Here is a 15,271-nt window from a genome sequence, read left to right as displayed (position 1 = left end):
TCTGCCGCCGATTCTTCAGAACAACTCCGTTATTCTCACTTTCCCTGTACCTTGAGATGGCCTGAACTGACCACCTGCTAAAATTAAATTGAATTTCCTTCCGCGGCATTCAGAATGTCATGGACCAGCCTGATGGAGCGCAGCCCGTCTTCCACGGTGACCGCAGGCTCCCGGTCATACCGTAAAGCCTCCACCATACCTTCCACGATTCGCCTGTGCCCCGGTACGCCGTAGGGATCGCGTTCAACGTCCTGAATCAGGGCCTCCGTCTGCTTGCTGCTCATTAAGCCGCATTTCCAATGCTTGATCCAGCCCGCCGTCACCCCCCCGATCACCGCATATCCGTTCTCGCCGAATACGCTGATCGATTCCTCGAGGCTGCTTTCATATACGGTAGTTGCCGCCTCGATCGTACCGAGCGCGCCGCTTTCAAAACGGATGACCGCCACGGCGGTATCCTCCGCATCGATCCGGCGGATACGGGTATCCGTCATCGAGCACACCTGCCGGATTGGACCGAACAGCCACAGCAGCAGGTCCAGACTGTGGATGGCCTGATTCATCAGCACGCCGCCGTCCATTTCCTTCGTGCCTCTCCAGGGCGCCTGGTCGTAGTACGCCTGGCTCCGGTTCCACCGCACCGCGATACTGACATGGCCCAGCTTGCCGAATATCCCGCGGTCCAGCGCCTCTTTCAAGTGCTGGATGGCCGGACGGTAGCGGTTGGGATGAACGACGGCCGCTTTAACCCGGTTCCTGCGAACAGCCTCCAGAATCGCTTGTCCGTCTTCCATGGATAAGGCCATCGGCTTTTCGATAATCAGGTGCTTTCCAGCCTCGGCTGCCTGAATGGCAAGCTTCGCGTGAAGCCCGCTCGGCGTGCAGATGCAGACCACGTCAAGCTCCGGCTCGCTTTCCAGCATGTCCTCCAGCCGGCTGTATGCCGCCGCGCCTGTCAGCCGCCGCGTCTCTTCCAATCTTTCGGCGTTCGTATCGCATACCGCCAGCAGCCTGGCCCCGTCCGTCCCTTGAATGGCCTCGATATGTTTGTTTGCAATATGGCCGCAGCCCACAATTGCGAAATGAATCATGCCCATCCTTCCATTTCCGCATATTTTATGAATCCGGTTTATGCCGATAGCTCTGACAGCTCCAGCCCGATTTTCTGAAGGCGCTCCTTCTTGCGCACCATTCTCCGCTTCTCCAGTCCGATCGCCATGCTCAAGGCCGCAAACAGTCCGATCAGTACGGACAACGCCAGATTGAATGTCTTCTTTGGACTGACCGGTATGGAAGCCTGCTGCAGGTCGGCCTTATCCAGCAGCGTGACATTTGCATTCTGAACAATCTGCTTCGAATCGGTAATGAAAGACTCGGCAAAAGCGTTTGCAATAGCTACCGCCTTCCTCGGATCGGACGCATCCGCATACAGCATGATCACCAGAGTGCCGGGATCCGTTCTGACCTTGATCGTCTTCAGCAGGTCGTAGGCCGACTCGTTCATGTTCAGCTTCTTGACGACTTCGTTTGCAATGTATCGGCTCTGGATCGCCTTCTCATACGTCTTGGTCAGCATTTGGCTGGCCAAGAATTCATTATAGGTTCCCGAATTGGCCGTCGAACCTATGTTGGCCACCAGACTTGCAGACGCCTGATAACTGGGCCGAACGAACAGATTGACCAAGATCGCGGAAACGATACAGACCAGAAGAGCCGCCGCGCAAGCCATGTAGTGCTTTTTCACGGCTTTCCATAGATAGATCCCATTCAAGACTTCTCATCCCTTCGTCCCGTAATAAAGTCGCATAACTCCTCCATGGCAGCGCTCCGCATCCCATAATCGTGCTCCAGCCGGCTGTAATGGGCTATGATTCTCTCAAGCGCAAGCCAGTTTCTGTCCTTGCGGTCTACCAAATTGTAAGGATGCCACCACAAATGATAGACTTGGTTATGTTTGGCGGCATAAGTCATCCCGTTCAAAATCCGTTTCAGCCTAAGCGGTTCGAGCCATCCCAGCCTGCGGGAGTATGATCTGAAGAAGTGACTGGCCGGTATATTCAGTGGAAGCTCACTCTCCAGGCCGCCTATAGAATAGGTATGAAAGCCGGAAACATTCACATACGAATCCAGAAGTCGGAAGGCCCTTGCAAGCAGGGAATCTTCCTTGCTGTAGCCTTTCTTGTAAATGGGATGGCGCGGGTTTCCCCGATAAGACCGGATGCCCAGACGCTTCAAGCAAGGCAAATACCCCTCATTCACCTGATTCCTTGGAAAAACAATGCTTTCAATGCGGATCCCTCGCTGTTTGGCCAGACGAACGGCCGCTTCCAGGTCGGCAAGGAAATCGGCGCCGCTTTGTCCCATTTCCTTGCAGTAGTAATGCGAAAACGTATGAGTGCCAACCCGCTGGTAAGGGGTTTCCCGAATAAGCCTGATTAGCGACGGAGCGTAGTGATCCGGATCAGCCTCTTCCCCCGTTCCTACCAAATCGCCGGCGATATGCGGGTAAGGAGACAAGCCTGAGTCTATGTATTCGGGAAGTCTGGATGGCAAATAGTCCTGGATTTCTTCTTTGGATTCCAGAAAAAGCAGTCCTACCGTCGCCCATGTGGCATGGATGCCATGACGCTCAAACAGCTGGAGCATGCGGGGAATCAGTTCCCTCTCCCGGGCCAGACCGCGCCTGTATCTGGCAAGCGGAAACAGATCCCGAAGTCCCCAGTACAACTCGAAATCAATCGAAATAACAAAGAAGCTCTGATTCGTTGACATTACTTCAACCAATCCTTTACCCGTTCAAGGCGCACGTCTTTACAAGCAGTTCCCTTCAAGTGGAACAGGAGTAAGTACATCGCCCCAAAAATTGTATTCCTCAGATTCTATTTAAAAAAAACGGCCGCTATTCTAGGTACAAAGACCTATATAGCGCCGTTTTAAAATTTACTTTCGATTTCATTAGACTACAATTACATTGATATTGGTGGGAGCCAGCTGGATGTCAAAGGTGCCGGCTGTAATCGTATTATTCTCGATGCGGATATCCCGCTGCACGCAGCCGTTCAAATAAGTGGATATATCGATCCCGCCCCCGTTAATCACAACAATGCTGTTTCCGCTAATTAAACCCTGGGATGCATTCTGCCAGGTCCAGATTCCTCTTTCCCCGTTCTGAATCGTATTGCCGGAAATGGTGAAATCGTTGATGTTGCCAAGGCGGATCGCCGTTGTCCCTTTTATATTGCTTTTTGATCCCATCGTTATTTTATTGCGTGCAATCCGGATATGACCTATGGTCTGCCCGGCGGATATTTCAATCGCAGCGTAATAGCTGCCAATGCCGTCGATCGTATTCCGGTCTACCGTATTGCTGCTGCCATACACGCTGATCGCGGAGAACATGTCCGGAGCCAGCATCCCTTTGTTTACGCCTTGGTATACGTTGTTGTTCAAATATGAGTTGATAATGTGGTTGTCTCTTACCGTAATGCCCTCGGCATAAATTTTGACGGCACGTTTGGCTACGTGATCCATCACATTGTTTGCGATAAAACTGTCCGCATGCTGTCCGTTTCCGCTGTCCATGCCTGGATCTTCAAAATAAATGCCATCCCCGTCATCCGCAGGTCCGACATGATGCACATAAGAGCCGGTGATGCTGACCTGTTTGGCCACGCTCTCCTGCGAGCCCCAGGTCGTCGTAATGTAGATTCCTCTTGCGATCATGCTGCCATTCGACACATTCACCGCGACAATATTTTTCACTTCTACGGCGCTGATGGCAATCTGCTTCGTATCCCCGTAGACAACAATGCCGCAGACGACCTCTCCGTAACCGTCGCTTCCGGGATCTCTGCTTTGTGATGCGTTCGCCACCACGAGATTCGACAGGGTCACCCGCTCGCATCCGCCGCCCACGACCAGCACCCGGTTCACATGATTGTTGCCGTCCAGGCTCAAATGGTTAATGGTGATGTCCGATCCTGCCGCGCGCATCAGTTCCCATCCAAACGCTGCCGAGCTTGCCTTGATGACCGACCGGCGTCCTTCCCCCGCCAAAGTGGTATTGCCCGGAACAATAAATTCTTTAGACGGGTCAATCAGATAAGTGCCTTTCGGGAAAAATACAGTCCATCCGCCGGATGAAGCAAGCTGCAGCGCCTTCTGGACAGCCCACGTATCATTCGTCTTCCCGTCCCCTTTGGCTCCCAGATGCTTGACATTGATGCTCGCAGAAGCCGAACTCACCATGACATCAGGTTCTGACTGGTCCATTTCCGCCAGTTGTATCACGAATACCAAAATGAATAGTACGAGAACAGTCGCCTCACTCATCTTCAGACTCATGTGCCATTCCCCCTAAACTTCAGATATTCTCAAGCTGGCTGGCACCCGCCCTAGATGACTTGGCGCTAATCCATACGGCTTTGCTGTATAGTTTGCTGCTGCTGTATTTTTTCTATTCTGTCAGATATCTGTGAGCAAAAGCCCGGGTACAGTCCCTCTCTAACGAAAGTCCTGATCTTTGGATCCAGTCTGTTTGGTTGCCAACCTGTTAAATACTTCTTGTAATATATGTTCAATCGGCATGGCCCGCACCTGCTCGGTTAGCCTGTTTACCCTGGACAGCTGCGGGTTTTGGCGTCTCTGTTGTGTTTGGATCAGGCTGGATGGGGACCTTTCGTTGGGTATTCATTCCCGAGATGTTCCAGTCCCGAATGCCCGCTTAAATTCATAATTTGGAAGGCTTCTTAAGGGTGTAACAGGCGCATAAATGAGCGTTCTTCGTACACCCTATTTATGTTTCAAATACAACTCAATTGGAGGGATCTACATGCAGCTAGCGGTCCATGAAGCCCAGGATTTGCATGAACTAGCCATGAGCTGTGTCAACTCGATTACGAACATGGCCTGTTTTATCAACCAAGCGCAGGATGCCGAACTCAAGGGCTTGCTGCAAAAACATTTTCCGCTGCATATTCAGGATTACAATATGAAAGCGGACTATTTAGGCAATGCACAAGGTGCCTCATCCACTTTGCAGGTACCAAATCTGAATCCGATTCTGCAATCCTACACCTCTGCTCCGGCTGCAGCTATTCCTGTAACTCCCCGGACTTCGGTTCAGCAGTTTAATGACCGGGAAATCGCCACAGCCTACCTGCTGACACTGAAAAGATCGGGCCGGGAATACGCTTGGGCAGCGATGGAAATGAGCAATCCTGAAATCCGGACCTTTCTGGAGAAAGCTTTTCAGATGAGCTCTCATCACGCTTACGACGTTTGGCAGTGGATGGTCAAAAAAGGATATTATCCTTTGGAGGCGGCCACCCCTGCAACGATGGCAAGTCTCGGCAGCCTGTACCAGAAGGTTCAGGAGCCGGTTATGATGCATTAAACATGTAAGGACGTTCCCCCAGCCCGATTGGCTCAAGGGAACGTCCTTTTTTTGTGTTGGCTTCTTACAAGACTTGTCTTTGCGTTGAATCTTGTTCGCAGCGCCTGCTAAAAACCGATTATTGATTGAACGGCCGGTTTTTCGTATAATTGAAAGCGTAAACTTGCTGGAATCCTTGAGACGGCACTTCCAGTCTTATCGGGGTATAGCGCAGTCTGGTAGCGCGCACCCTTGGGGTGGGTGAGGTCGTGGGTTCAAATCCCGCTACTCCGATTTGAAGCTTGGATCAGCTCTTTAATGGCAAATGACCGACCAACTCTAATTCAGAGGCGGGTCGGTCATTTTTCCATTCATGTCTTAGTTATTCTTGATAGCATGAATATAATGAATGGTTTCGAAAGCTGATAGGTAATCGTTCCGATTGGCAAAGTACTTTTCATTAATTTCACTTGGCGATAAATGCTCATAAATGAGTAAACCTGATTCTTCTAACATCTTCTCCATTTCAGGATAAGAAAAACACGATTTCATGGGTTCTCCACTTGCAGAAGCCATCTTTACCATGTTTGCAACCCGATTAGATCTTCCTTGTTCGTCAAACAAGGTTTCATCTGCATAATCAAACACGATGGAGCTTCCCTTTGGCATATTGGTGAACAAATTCTCGATTAATCTTCTATTTTCTTCCTTAGTTAAATAATAAGTAACTCCCAAAAGGCTAAAGAAAGTCTTCTTGTGTTCAAACCCTTGATTGATCAGATTTTGAAATGAAAACTCTTGGGTGAAGTCCATAGAAACAAAATGAAGATGGTTCGGAATCTCCAAAAGAGCGTTAGCCAGTCGTTTCTTTTTGAACGCTTGTGTCGCTTTATGGTCAACTTCAAATATTTCTAGGCTATTTTTCAGCTCTGGATGACGAAAACAAAAAGTATCCAGCCCTGCGCCGAGTATGACATATTGCTTTACTCCTAGCGCAACTTCATTCCGTAAAACCTTTTCGCAATATGCTGACCGTGCCAGAGGAGTTGGAGAGAGCTGAACCTGAGTAATCCATTTTAATATTTCTTCTGGTTTTCCTTGAAATTTATGAGCGATATCTTTGTTGAAGAACTGTATCCCTTGAACCATGTTGTTTTTGATGTCATTAAACTCTTCTGGTGAAATCAATTCTTTAGCGATAAAGTCATCAAAGATCTTTGGGGTATCAAATTGACTATGATATGCTCGACCAAAAGCTGATATTAATGAAGTTAAACTGGCCTTATCCTGTTTCATGCGAGTTTCCTCCCTCATGTTCGCAAAAAAAATAAGATTCCCCTGGCCAGGGGAATCTTATTATACATTATTAAATATGAATAGTAAATTATACCATAAATAAATTATTTTGTCAAGGTAGTATTTCATAAATGAGGATCTTTCTATCCATAAGCCATTGGAACACTTTACCGCTTATGCAGCACCCTAATTGAGGAGAAACTGTTCAGGTAAATAACAAAAAGCTTTTGAAGGAGGGGCCTCATATGGCGAGAAGAAGATCAGGACGAGGGCTGGGAACGGATCAGGCGCTGCAAGGCTTCAAAGCCGAGGTCATGCGCAGCGAGGGGTACAAGGTCGATCCGCAGCATCCGGACGATGTCAAATACGAAGTGGCCGAATCGCTGGGGGTTCCGCTGCAGGAGGGCGATAACGGAGATCTGACCTCGGCACAAGCCGGAAAAATCGGCGGCGCCATCGGCGGTTCGATGGTTCGGGAAATGATCCGGATCGCCCAGGAAAATCTGAAGAATCGTTAAAACTCGGATTCATTTATTCATTATAAAGGGCAGCATCAGGATCTAACCCATGACGCTGCCCTTATTCACCTCAAGATCCAAGACTTCTTTACTTATTCAATATATTTTCTTCCAGCACCGCAAACTTGTCGCCATATTGTCTGATGATATGCTGTTCTCCCCAGGAGCACAGGGAATCCAAAATGGGCTTCAGTCCCCAGCCATACTCGCTGAGTTCATATTCCACTCTTGGCGGCACCTCGTTATAGCTGATCCGGTTGATAATGCCGTCCTCTTCCAGCTCCCTTAACTGCTGAGTCAGCATCTTCTGCGCGATTGCGGGCATGAGCCGCTTCAATTCGCTGGTGCGTTTCCGTCCGTGCGTCAAATGGCACAGAATGACGCATTTCCATTTGCCGCCGATGACCTCCAGGGTCGCTTCAACCGAGATATTATATTTTTTCTGCTTTTGTTTCTGCTTCTGTACCACAGCCATAGTGCAGTCCTCCATCCAATGAAATGTGCTGAACGGGTAAAACGCCAGATTCGCTCTATAGGTACTTTTTAGTACCTATATTACTTTTGTGTGCGTACTGTTCAAAATAATATCTACAACCATAGTACCACCAACCGGATGTGATTTCTACAGGGTTAAACCGGGCTACGAAAAATAATATGCCCTAACAAAGGCCCGCCTCTTCTGCCGGTCAGAAAAAGCGGGCCCTGGTTCTTCTTATTCAGCTTAAAGCTACTCCACTTCCCTCAGTCTTTCAACGATGGTGGCTCTGGACAGCATTTTATACGCGCAGAGCGTCACCGTATAGGAGATCAGAAGCAGAACCGGTATGGTGGCCGCGATCGGCAGCACCTTCATATTGAAAACCGTAAACGCCATGTTTTCCGCGATGCTCTTGGCAACCAGGTAGGTTAATAGCATCCCGGCCGTTCCAACGATTATCGTTGTAAACAGAACACTGTAGAGCCCTTCGTACACGAGCATCTTGCCTCTTCACTTCTCGAAGCGGGTTCAAAGACTGATACCTAATATATTGACACTCGATATATTGTGTTTTATATTATGTGTAACGATATATCGAGTGTCGTTATATGTGCGGGGTGAGCATTATGAATCCTATGTCTGAATCTACTTATTTGGTTTTATTGGCTTTATATCATGAGCCTTTACATGGTTACGGAATTATTAAGGGTATTGAAAAGGTTAGTGGAGGTACCTTCATCATTGCTCCAGGAACTCTTTATGGTGTCTTAAACAATTTGCAGAAGCAAAAGTTAATTGAAACTGTACAACAAGAAAAGGACAGCCGCAAAAAGAAGACCTATTGCATCACAGAACAAGGGAAGGAAGCGTTACATGTAGAATTTAATCGATTTCGCAACATGATCAATTTCACAAAACAAATATTAGGAGAAAGGGAACAATAATGTTAAAAGACAGCGCTGTAAAAAAGGTAAGCAAGAAGTTCACTAATTTTTCCGAAGAGGAAGAATGGTTACAAAGCATGTTAAGTGATGGCTGGATACTGAAAAGTTATAATTCTGAAGATCTTGCTGCCTGCCAAACGTGTTCGAACCTGTGCAGCATGTAGATCAAAAAAATCGTATTTATAAAATCGATTATCGTACGTTTAATAAAAATGACGATTTTCAAGAGTATAGAAGTATTTTTGAAGATGCAGGATGGACGTTACTCGCTCAAAGCAAAGGGTATTCAAAGCATATTTTTTATACTGATCTTCAAACTGCTAATCGTAATATTTTTTCTGACACGGAATCTTATAAAGAACGCGAAAAACAAAGAATGTCTGCTTACTTCTCGTACATATTAATCTCTGTGGTGCTATTTATCATTTCAATGATTCTTTACAATATTTACGATAGAATTTCTATCTTAGGAGCTGGATGTATTACATTATTCTCTAGTGTAAAATTTATCATGAGCTACTATAAACATAGAAAAGTTTATAAATCACTTCTGTAACCATGAAGCTGGGTTAGAATCCATTTTGGCCACTCTGTGTTCAAAATGGATTCTTTTGTTTTGCCGTGAAATATGGTTTTGTCTAACATTTATGATCAACTTAGGTTACATCTACAAGCTTATACAAGCTTAGCAGCTTCCAGCGAGTTCGGTCTGTTACCTCCTGTCCCGAACCCCCTTTTTGATGAACATCGTCAAAATAATGAGCGCTATGCCCGTTCCAAACAGCCAGTTCTTCTCCTCGAAACTGCCCTGCGCCATGGAGAACAGATAGAGCTTGCCGAAATATTTGGGGCCGCTGGCGAAATTAAACGCGTAAACCATCACCGGCAGCATGTAGCCCACAGCAATGTTGTCGCTAATCCCATAAGCGAACAGTCCAAGCGCGCCCAGAAACAAACTCTCCGCATAAGTTCCGAATATGTAGGTGGACAGGTCTACTGCACAGCCGTTTGCCTTCATGACAAATACAAAACTCGTTACCAGCACCGCCATGGCCGTGAGCGACATCGCGATGCGCAGGATGCAGACGCAGAGATGATTCGTAGATTTGGATTCCACGACTTCTCTGATTTCCGGATTCTGCTCGGGCGCGAAAAGCGGCGTGAGCAGGACGATGCCAATGAGCGCAACGAACATCTCCAGCGGAACCGCCGCCGCTCTCGCATCCAGGCCGGTGAGCCCGAAAATGACGGGAGCCAGCAGCAGAAGAAGGACAGAAAGCGCAAGGTGCGGCAGGAAATTATGCCGCAGATTTGCGGCGGCGATGATTGAATATCTTTGGAATGCGGTTATACGCATGCAGTTTGCCCCTCCTTTTCAGCTCATAAATCCATACGGTAAGCAGAATGAGCACAATAGATAGCCCAGCATATAAAATCCGGTTAGTGAGCAGGGTGTTGAAGTTGTCCAGAAACACCTGCGTGTTGCCGATTTTATTGTGGCGCAGGAACAGGTCCCATCCGTATCCGCCGTCCAAATGCTTCATCCCTGCAAACATCCCTAGAAACCACCAGAGACCTTGTACAGCAATAGCAATTGGGAAATCCGTCAGTTCGGTCAAAAATACGCCGACCGCCGTTGACGCCATCAAGGTGGGAAGCAGCCATCCGAGCGAATATTTGACAAAGGCGAGCCCGTCGGTCTCCATGCCGCTATATTTCCCTGCGACCGAAATGGCGGCATAGACGGCCATCAACAGCACCGGCAGGAGCATCATGACGATCATCGCCAGATAACGGGTAAACACGATTTGGATGGAGGAAGCTTTTCTCGTGTAAATCAAATCCAGCATTCCCGCCCTGCGGTCCCTCATCCCCAAGGCGACCGCGATAAACACGGGGAAGATGCCGAGCACAAGGCCGAAATAATCGCAGAAGACCCTGGCGTAAGCGCCGGATATTCTGTCCTTTTCGATGATATCGTTGTACTGCAAGAGCGCATCATCATAAGTCATGGGCACCCTACCAAATTGACGGGTAAGGTAAATTCCGTCGTACATGGAGCCGCCACCGATCAGTTTGTCAGCCTGCTTCATCAACTCGCGAAACCGCTCGTAGGTGAGCCCTTTAGCAACCGTTACGTCCGTTATGGCTGATCCTGCGGATTCACTTCCGCTGCTCTGCCCCTTGGGAATGGTCAGCTTATAGCTTCCATCCCCGTTCGGGGTCAAATTCATCAATGACCCATCCCCAATCCGAAGGGTTGAACCTGTCTCCGGTTTGACTCCTGCTGATTTCATAAAATCCTCTTTCGGTGTCCCAGTCAGTTCGGATAGAATGTCCGCCATCCTCGCCTGCTTGTTGTCGCTCAATTTGACATTTTTATAGAATCCAAGCGGATAGGCAACGTAGGTGTTGGCGGCAAACTCGCTGTACAGAGATTTGGCGGCGCTAGGCATAATGACCCCAGGAATTTCCTCGTATTTCACCCCGTAGCTGGCCTGATTCGGCTCCGGTTTCTCAATCATTGAGAATTCCGGTACGATCTGTGTATACCCGAATACCAGCAGCATAACGACGAGAATCAGATAAGGGATGCTTTTTACCGTTCTCTTGCACTCCTTAAGAAACAAGACTCCGTACATTACAGCTCGCCTCCCAGCTTCTGCTTCTCCACGCCGTTTCGGTGCAGGTAAAGCATATATGCATCCTCTACATTAGGCTCGCAGAATTCAGCGTCAGGAAACGGCTTTTGGTCAGCGATCAACCTGACGTGGCACTCGCTGCCGGTGGTCAGCATCCCGGTGACAAAATAGCGGTCTTTAATGATCTGCAAATTTTGTCTGGGAACAGTCACACTGAAAACCTTGTCTTTGGCCGATGCAGTCAGATCATGTACCGTTCCGGTATAGAGCAGCCTGCCTTCGTTTAAGATGGCAATATCCTCGCAGGTGGCTTCAATATCTCCCACAATGTGGGTGGACAGAATCACAATTCGGTCCTCGGCGATTTCACACAGCAGGTTTCGGAAACGAATTCGCTCTTCAGGGTCAAGTCCTGCCGTCGGCTCATCAACAATCAGCACTTTCGGGTCGTGCAGCAGGGCCTGCGCAATGCCGAGCCGGCGTTTCATTCCGCCCGAGAGGGCTTTTACTTTCTTTTTCATATGGCCGGTCAAGTTCACCTTTTCCAAAAGATCGGGGATCCGCAGTTTTCGCTCGACCCCGCCCATGTCCGAGAGGACCCCGAGATAATCCATGGCTTCAGCTACCGTCATGCCGGGATACATGGAGAAATCCTGCGGAAGATACCCGGTCATTCTGCGGATTTCCCTGGCATGTTCAATGGGAGTGCCGCAGACGTTGATCTCTCCGCTCTTTTTATTCAGCAGGGTAGCCAGGGTCTTCATCAGCGTCGTTTTACCTGCCCCGTTTCGGCCCAAGAGGCCAAACATGCCATGTTTAATGACAAGGTTTACGTCGCTCAGCGCTTGCTTTTTGCCGTAATACTTGTTTAAATTCCGGATCACAATCTCATTTCCGCTCATAAAAATACTCTCCTCGTTTAAGTTTACAAGGAGAGTATAAACAGCAGATTTCTACTTTTTATCAACAGTCTTCACTTTTTCGTGCAGCCATAAAACTTGCCGTGATCTCCGCTCCGCCATGCGGCCCGTTGGCCCAAATGAGTTCCCCGCCATGCTTCTCACACAGGATTTGGCAAATATTCAGCCCGAGTCCAAAGTGCGTTTCATCCGATCTCTCTTCTCCCTTGTAATAAGGGCTGGCCGCTTTGTGCAGAGCCTCAGCCGAAAAGCCTGAACCGTCATCGAAAACGGAAATGCGGAAGCGCCCGTCCGCGTCCATGCTGCAAGTGATGCGAATTCTGCTCTTGGCATAGCGGACAGCGTTTGAAATCAGGTTCTCAAACACCTGTGCAGCGACCTCCGGATCCAGGCAGATCTCTTGTTGTGGAACATGATTGACCAAGTCGATAGCTATGTTCTGTTTTTGCGCCAAAATCTCGGCAGATTGTTTCAACTGGAGTGAAAAAGAGGGGATATCGACGGGTTTCGGAGTCATATGGAAGTCTTCCAGCTTTTGCAGCGTGTTCATACTGTCCACATAGTTTTGAAGGCGCAGAATATGCCCCGACATCGTCGACATGGTGGAAACCAGCTTATCTTTGGGGATTTTATCCTGCGGCATATAGCGCATCAAAAAGTCCGCATAGCCCCTTAGGACCGTCAGCGGTGTTCGCAGATCATGGGAAAAAGCGGCGTTCAGCCTCTTGCGTTCCTCCATCGACCGCCACATGTCACGGTAATTTGCTTCGAGCGAGGAGCGCATTTTCTCAAACGAGCTGCACAGCTGCCCCATCTCATCCCTGCTGTCATAGACAATATGAAAATCGAGGTCATTGGCCGCAATTTTTTCCGATGCCCCGCTCAAGATTTCAATCGGCTTCTTCAGTTTGTTGCGATAAAACAACAGGGACGACAGCACGATACAGCTCCCGAAAAATATGGGGATCGACCATGTTTGAATAAAGTCGCAAATTTGAATGAGTGTCCAATCTTTCGCTGTATAAGGAATTTCCTCATTCCTTATTTCGAGGATTACTCCCCCTTCTCCGACAGCAATTTGCTTTTTGGCATCGGCATAGGAAAGTTTGACCCGGTTTTGGATGACGTCGGCGAGATTGATGGTCGTCAAACTGAATAAAGCCGCTATAAGCAGAAACAGGAGCATATACAGCATAAATGTCTTTTTGATGGACAGGTTGCCAAAGATTCTTCTTATCCGACCCATTTGTATCCAACGCCCCAGACTGTTTCAATATAGGACTCGCTGCAGACTGCCGCAAGCTTGGCGCGGATTCTTCGTATATGCTCGGCAACAACCGCGCTGTCCCCCGGGCTGTCCCATCCCCAAAGCTTTTCATAGATGCGCTCTTTGTCAAAAACCTGCCCGGCGTTCATGGACAGAAGCTCAATGATGTCAAATTCTTTCCTTGCCAAAGGAACAGGTTCGTTCCGGTAATAGACAAGCCTCGCGAAATAATCGATGACCAGGTCGCCTGCAAACTTGGTTTTGGTCTTGCTTTGATGGCGTTCTTCGCGGCGCAGATGCGCTGCTACTCTCGCACCCAGCTCATCAATGCTGAAGGGCTTGACGATATAATCGTCGCCGCCGGCCTGTAAACCTCTGATTTTATCGGCGTCCTCCACCCTGGCCGTCAGGAACAAAATGGGACAGGCCACGAAATCGCGGATTTTTCGGCAGACTTCAAGCCCGTCCATCTCCGGCATATTAATATCGAGCAAAATAAGATCGGGCTGCTTCTCCGCCTGCTTCAGACATTCCGAGCCGCTTCTGGCGACCAGAACATCATATTCGTCCATTTCAAAATAATCCCGAAGCAAGCCTACAATATCTTCTTCGTCATCCACGATCAATATCTTGCTGGGCATCTGATCGTCCCCCTTTAGACCTGGCAAGAGCACCCGTATGCGAAACCTTCTTACGATCACTGTTCAAAATAGCATTAAATGATCTACTTTTTATCAACTGTTTAGTGGGGGAGACGAGGGTAAACGGCCTAACTGCCCGCAATCCGCAGGTAGGTCGCCTCGTCGGATACGATATAGAGTCTGGCATCCGCCGGGATCTTCTGGTCAAGCTTGCGGTTGATGCCAAGGTCCGCGCGGTCGGCAATCAGGGTGGCGCCTTGGCGAAGCAGGTCCTGGAAGGCGTCCTCATACGTTGCCCACTTCCTGTTGACGGGGATCTCATAGATATCGTCGCCTTGCTGGCGGCTCAGGAACTGCCGGATCACCTCCGGATTGCCCTCCTGCAGCGCGGCCCGAACGGCCAATCTGGAAATGGCATCATGCGACAATACAAAATCATTCACCTGAACGTGCCGAAAGTTCTGAATGTTCTTCTCTTGCATAATCTCAACGGTTGTATGTACGTGCGGTGCGATGCGCTCTATGCTGGAAGCAATGAGCAGCGATTTGCCATCGATCAGCGAAGCCTCGTCAATCCGGGAGTCCGCAAAGACAATCGTCGCCTTCGCCCCCTGAAGGTTTGCTTTCGTCAAGATGTCCTCCGCCGAAGGGTCGCCGCTTATAAAATGAACATGATCCAGATGTTCCATCGGATGACGATTCGATTCATCAATGATGACAATATGGCCCTTCGGCGAGTACGATAAAATTTCGTCTATCGCTGACTTCGCTTTCTTGCTCCAGTTAATCAGAATGACATGATTTTCGCCCCGAAAGCTCAACAGTCCCGCCCCTCTCTGTCTTTGAATACTCGAAATGGAATCAATGATCTTGCCGATCACCAGGCTGAGCAGCCCGATCCCGAAAACATACAGGAACATTGTTAATACTTTACCGGGTATGGTAGCGGCATAGTAATCGCCGTAGCCTACCGTAGCCATCGTGGTCATGACCCAGTAAAGCGCGTTGAACCAATTCCCGAATGTAGATGGCTCCAGCAGATAGGCAATCGTTGTACTCAAGCCAACAAACGCGAGGATCGTGAAACCGATCGTCGTCTTTCTTAAACGCATCATTTTTGTACCTAATCTGAGCAAAAAATGCACCTGTGCGCCACCTCCTTCAGCATATTATGCATCGTGCATAGACACT

Annotated in this window: 17 protein-coding genes and 1 tRNA gene; 5 read left to right on the top strand and 13 right to left on the bottom strand. The window is 48.7% G+C overall.

Annotated features, from left to right (window positions below; translation table 11 throughout):
* Positions 1–83: 83 nt before the first annotated feature.
* The 4 genes from K7397_RS14760 to K7397_RS14745 all read right to left on the bottom strand — a co-directional run bounded on the left by K7397_RS14760 (position 84) and on the right by K7397_RS14745 (position 4,344).
* Complete coding sequence (locus tag K7397_RS14760; RefSeq protein ID WP_223068707.1) at positions 84–1,091, bottom strand: Gfo/Idh/MocA family protein; 1,008 nt, start codon at positions 1,089–1,091, stop codon at positions 84–86.
* 38 nt (positions 1,092–1,129) lie between these two features.
* Complete coding sequence (locus tag K7397_RS14755; protein ID WP_223068706.1) at positions 1,130–1,771, bottom strand: YveK family protein; 642 nt, start codon at positions 1,769–1,771, stop codon at positions 1,130–1,132.
* Positions 1,768–2,772, bottom strand: coding sequence for a polysaccharide deacetylase family protein (locus tag K7397_RS14750; protein WP_223068705.1), 1,005 nt, complete (start codon positions 2,770–2,772; stop codon positions 1,768–1,770). Before K7397_RS14750 ends, K7397_RS14755 begins: the two co-directional genes overlap by 4 nt.
* A 183-nt stretch (positions 2,773–2,955) precedes the next feature.
* Positions 2,956–4,344, bottom strand: coding sequence for a right-handed parallel beta-helix repeat-containing protein (locus K7397_RS14745; protein ID WP_223068704.1), 1,389 nt, complete (start codon positions 4,342–4,344; stop codon positions 2,956–2,958).
* 487 nt (positions 4,345–4,831) lie between these two features.
* On the opposite strand from K7397_RS14745, the gene K7397_RS14740 reads away from it, so the two are divergent.
* A complete protein-coding gene (locus tag K7397_RS14740; protein WP_223068703.1) occupies positions 4,832–5,395 on the top strand; it encodes a spore coat protein in 564 nt (187 codons plus the stop codon).
* A gap of 199 nt (positions 5,396–5,594) precedes the next feature.
* Positions 5,595–5,668, top strand: a tRNA-Pro gene (locus K7397_RS14735).
* An 84-nt stretch (positions 5,669–5,752) separates the two neighbouring features.
* On the opposite strand, the gene K7397_RS14730 is transcribed toward K7397_RS14735, so the two are convergent.
* Positions 5,753–6,670 carry a class I SAM-dependent methyltransferase gene (locus K7397_RS14730; protein WP_223068702.1) on the bottom strand — a complete coding sequence of 306 codons (918 nt, stop codon included), beginning with the start codon at positions 6,668–6,670 and terminating at the stop codon, positions 5,753–5,755.
* Positions 6,671–6,915: 245 nt separating this feature from the next.
* On the opposite strand from K7397_RS14730, the gene K7397_RS14725 reads away from it, so the two are divergent.
* Positions 6,916–7,188, top strand: coding sequence for a small, acid-soluble spore protein, alpha/beta type (locus K7397_RS14725; RefSeq protein WP_223068701.1), 273 nt, complete (start codon positions 6,916–6,918; stop codon positions 7,186–7,188).
* 88 nt (positions 7,189–7,276) lie between these two features.
* On the opposite strand, the gene K7397_RS14720 is transcribed toward K7397_RS14725, so the two are convergent.
* Together K7397_RS14720 and K7397_RS14715 are read right to left on the bottom strand one after the other, a co-directional pair.
* The gene (locus K7397_RS14720; protein WP_223068700.1) at positions 7,277–7,663 is read right to left on the bottom strand and encodes a winged helix-turn-helix transcriptional regulator; all 387 of its coding nucleotides are present in this window, start codon (positions 7,661–7,663) and stop codon (positions 7,277–7,279) included.
* A gap of 252 nt (positions 7,664–7,915) precedes the next feature.
* The gene (locus K7397_RS14715) at positions 7,916–8,167 is read right to left on the bottom strand and encodes a hypothetical protein (protein ID WP_223068699.1); all 252 of its coding nucleotides are present in this window, start codon (positions 8,165–8,167) and stop codon (positions 7,916–7,918) included.
* 125 nt (positions 8,168–8,292) lie between these two features.
* Here K7397_RS14715 and K7397_RS14710 point away from each other — a divergent pair, with 125 nt between their 5' ends.
* Together K7397_RS14710 and K7397_RS14705 are read left to right on the top strand one after the other, a co-directional pair.
* On the top strand, positions 8,293–8,610 hold the full coding sequence (locus K7397_RS14710; protein ID WP_223068698.1) for a PadR family transcriptional regulator: 318 nt from the start codon (positions 8,293–8,295) through the stop codon (positions 8,608–8,610).
* 151 nt (positions 8,611–8,761) lie between these two features.
* Positions 8,762–9,166, top strand: coding sequence for a DUF2812 domain-containing protein (locus K7397_RS14705; protein WP_223068697.1), 405 nt, complete (start codon positions 8,762–8,764; stop codon positions 9,164–9,166).
* Between the two features lie 156 nt (positions 9,167–9,322).
* Here the strand turns inward: K7397_RS14705 and K7397_RS14700 are convergent, their stop codons facing one another.
* The 6 genes from K7397_RS14700 to K7397_RS14675 form a co-directional block, all read right to left on the bottom strand.
* Positions 9,323–9,967: a hypothetical protein gene (locus K7397_RS14700; protein WP_223068696.1), complete on the bottom strand. Its 645-nt coding sequence runs from the start codon at positions 9,965–9,967 to the stop codon at positions 9,323–9,325.
* A complete protein-coding gene (locus tag K7397_RS14695) occupies positions 9,909–11,252 on the bottom strand; it encodes an ABC transporter permease (protein WP_223068695.1) in 1,344 nt (447 codons plus the stop codon). Before K7397_RS14695 ends, K7397_RS14700 begins: the two co-directional genes overlap by 59 nt.
* The gene (locus K7397_RS14690) at positions 11,252–12,154 is read right to left on the bottom strand and encodes an ABC transporter ATP-binding protein (protein WP_223068694.1); all 903 of its coding nucleotides are present in this window, start codon (positions 12,152–12,154) and stop codon (positions 11,252–11,254) included. Before K7397_RS14690 ends, K7397_RS14695 begins: the two co-directional genes overlap by 1 nt.
* 61 nt (positions 12,155–12,215) lie before the next feature.
* Positions 12,216–13,418 (bottom strand): HAMP domain-containing sensor histidine kinase, encoded by a 1,203-nt coding sequence (locus K7397_RS14685; RefSeq protein ID WP_223068693.1) that lies wholly within the window; start codon positions 13,416–13,418, stop codon positions 12,216–12,218.
* Complete coding sequence (locus K7397_RS14680; protein WP_223068692.1) at positions 13,406–14,080, bottom strand: response regulator transcription factor; 675 nt, start codon at positions 14,078–14,080, stop codon at positions 13,406–13,408. The genes K7397_RS14685 and K7397_RS14680 overlap by 13 nt, the downstream gene beginning before the upstream one ends.
* 128 nt (positions 14,081–14,208) lie before the next feature.
* Positions 14,209–15,225 (bottom strand): potassium channel family protein, encoded by a 1,017-nt coding sequence (locus K7397_RS14675; protein ID WP_223068691.1) that lies wholly within the window; start codon positions 15,223–15,225, stop codon positions 14,209–14,211.
* Between the last annotated feature and the right edge of the window lie 46 nt (positions 15,226–15,271).

This window comes from Paenibacillus caui (assembly GCF_019904135.1).
In the GTDB taxonomy this organism is placed as follows: domain Bacteria; phylum Bacillota; class Bacilli; order Paenibacillales; family Paenibacillaceae; genus Fontibacillus; species Fontibacillus caui.
Note: the sequence above shows the minus strand (reverse complement) of the source record. Positions and strands in the feature narration are given on the sequence as shown.

What these genes read in the sequence shown, in the direction of transcription:
- K7397_RS14720 (WP_223068700.1), bottom strand. Translation starts at nt 7,663, where the DNA reads ATGGCTGTGGTACAGAAGCAGAAACAAAAGCAGAAAAAATATAATATC.
- K7397_RS14690 (WP_223068694.1), bottom strand. Translation starts at nt 12,154, where the DNA reads ATGAGCGGAAATGAGATTGTGATCCGGAATTTAAACAAGTATTACGGC.
- K7397_RS14730 (WP_223068702.1), bottom strand. Translation starts at nt 6,670, where the DNA reads ATGAAACAGGATAAGGCCAGTTTAACTTCATTAATATCAGCTTTTGGT.
- K7397_RS14760 (WP_223068707.1), bottom strand. Translation starts at nt 1,091, where the DNA reads ATGATTCATTTCGCAATTGTGGGCTGCGGCCATATTGCAAACAAACAT.
- K7397_RS14750 (WP_223068705.1), bottom strand. Translation starts at nt 2,772, where the DNA reads ATGTCAACGAATCAGAGCTTCTTTGTTATTTCGATTGATTTCGAGTTG.
- K7397_RS14680 (WP_223068692.1), bottom strand. Translation starts at nt 14,080, where the DNA reads ATGCCCAGCAAGATATTGATCGTGGATGACGAAGAAGATATTGTAGGC.
- K7397_RS14685 (WP_223068693.1), bottom strand. Translation starts at nt 13,418, where the DNA reads ATGGGTCGGATAAGAAGAATCTTTGGCAACCTGTCCATCAAAAAGACA.
- K7397_RS14740 (WP_223068703.1), top strand. Translation starts at nt 4,832, where the DNA reads ATGCAGCTAGCGGTCCATGAAGCCCAGGATTTGCATGAACTAGCCATG.
- K7397_RS14710 (WP_223068698.1), top strand. Translation starts at nt 8,293, where the DNA reads ATGAATCCTATGTCTGAATCTACTTATTTGGTTTTATTGGCTTTATAT.
- K7397_RS14725 (WP_223068701.1), top strand. Translation starts at nt 6,916, where the DNA reads ATGGCGAGAAGAAGATCAGGACGAGGGCTGGGAACGGATCAGGCGCTG.
- K7397_RS14715 (WP_223068699.1), bottom strand. Translation starts at nt 8,167, where the DNA reads ATGCTCGTGTACGAAGGGCTCTACAGTGTTCTGTTTACAACGATAATC.
- K7397_RS14695 (WP_223068695.1), bottom strand. Translation starts at nt 11,252, where the DNA reads ATGTACGGAGTCTTGTTTCTTAAGGAGTGCAAGAGAACGGTAAAAAGC.
- K7397_RS14700 (WP_223068696.1), bottom strand. Translation starts at nt 9,967, where the DNA reads ATGCGTATAACCGCATTCCAAAGATATTCAATCATCGCCGCCGCAAAT.
- K7397_RS14745 (WP_223068704.1), bottom strand. Translation starts at nt 4,344, where the DNA reads ATGAGTCTGAAGATGAGTGAGGCGACTGTTCTCGTACTATTCATTTTG.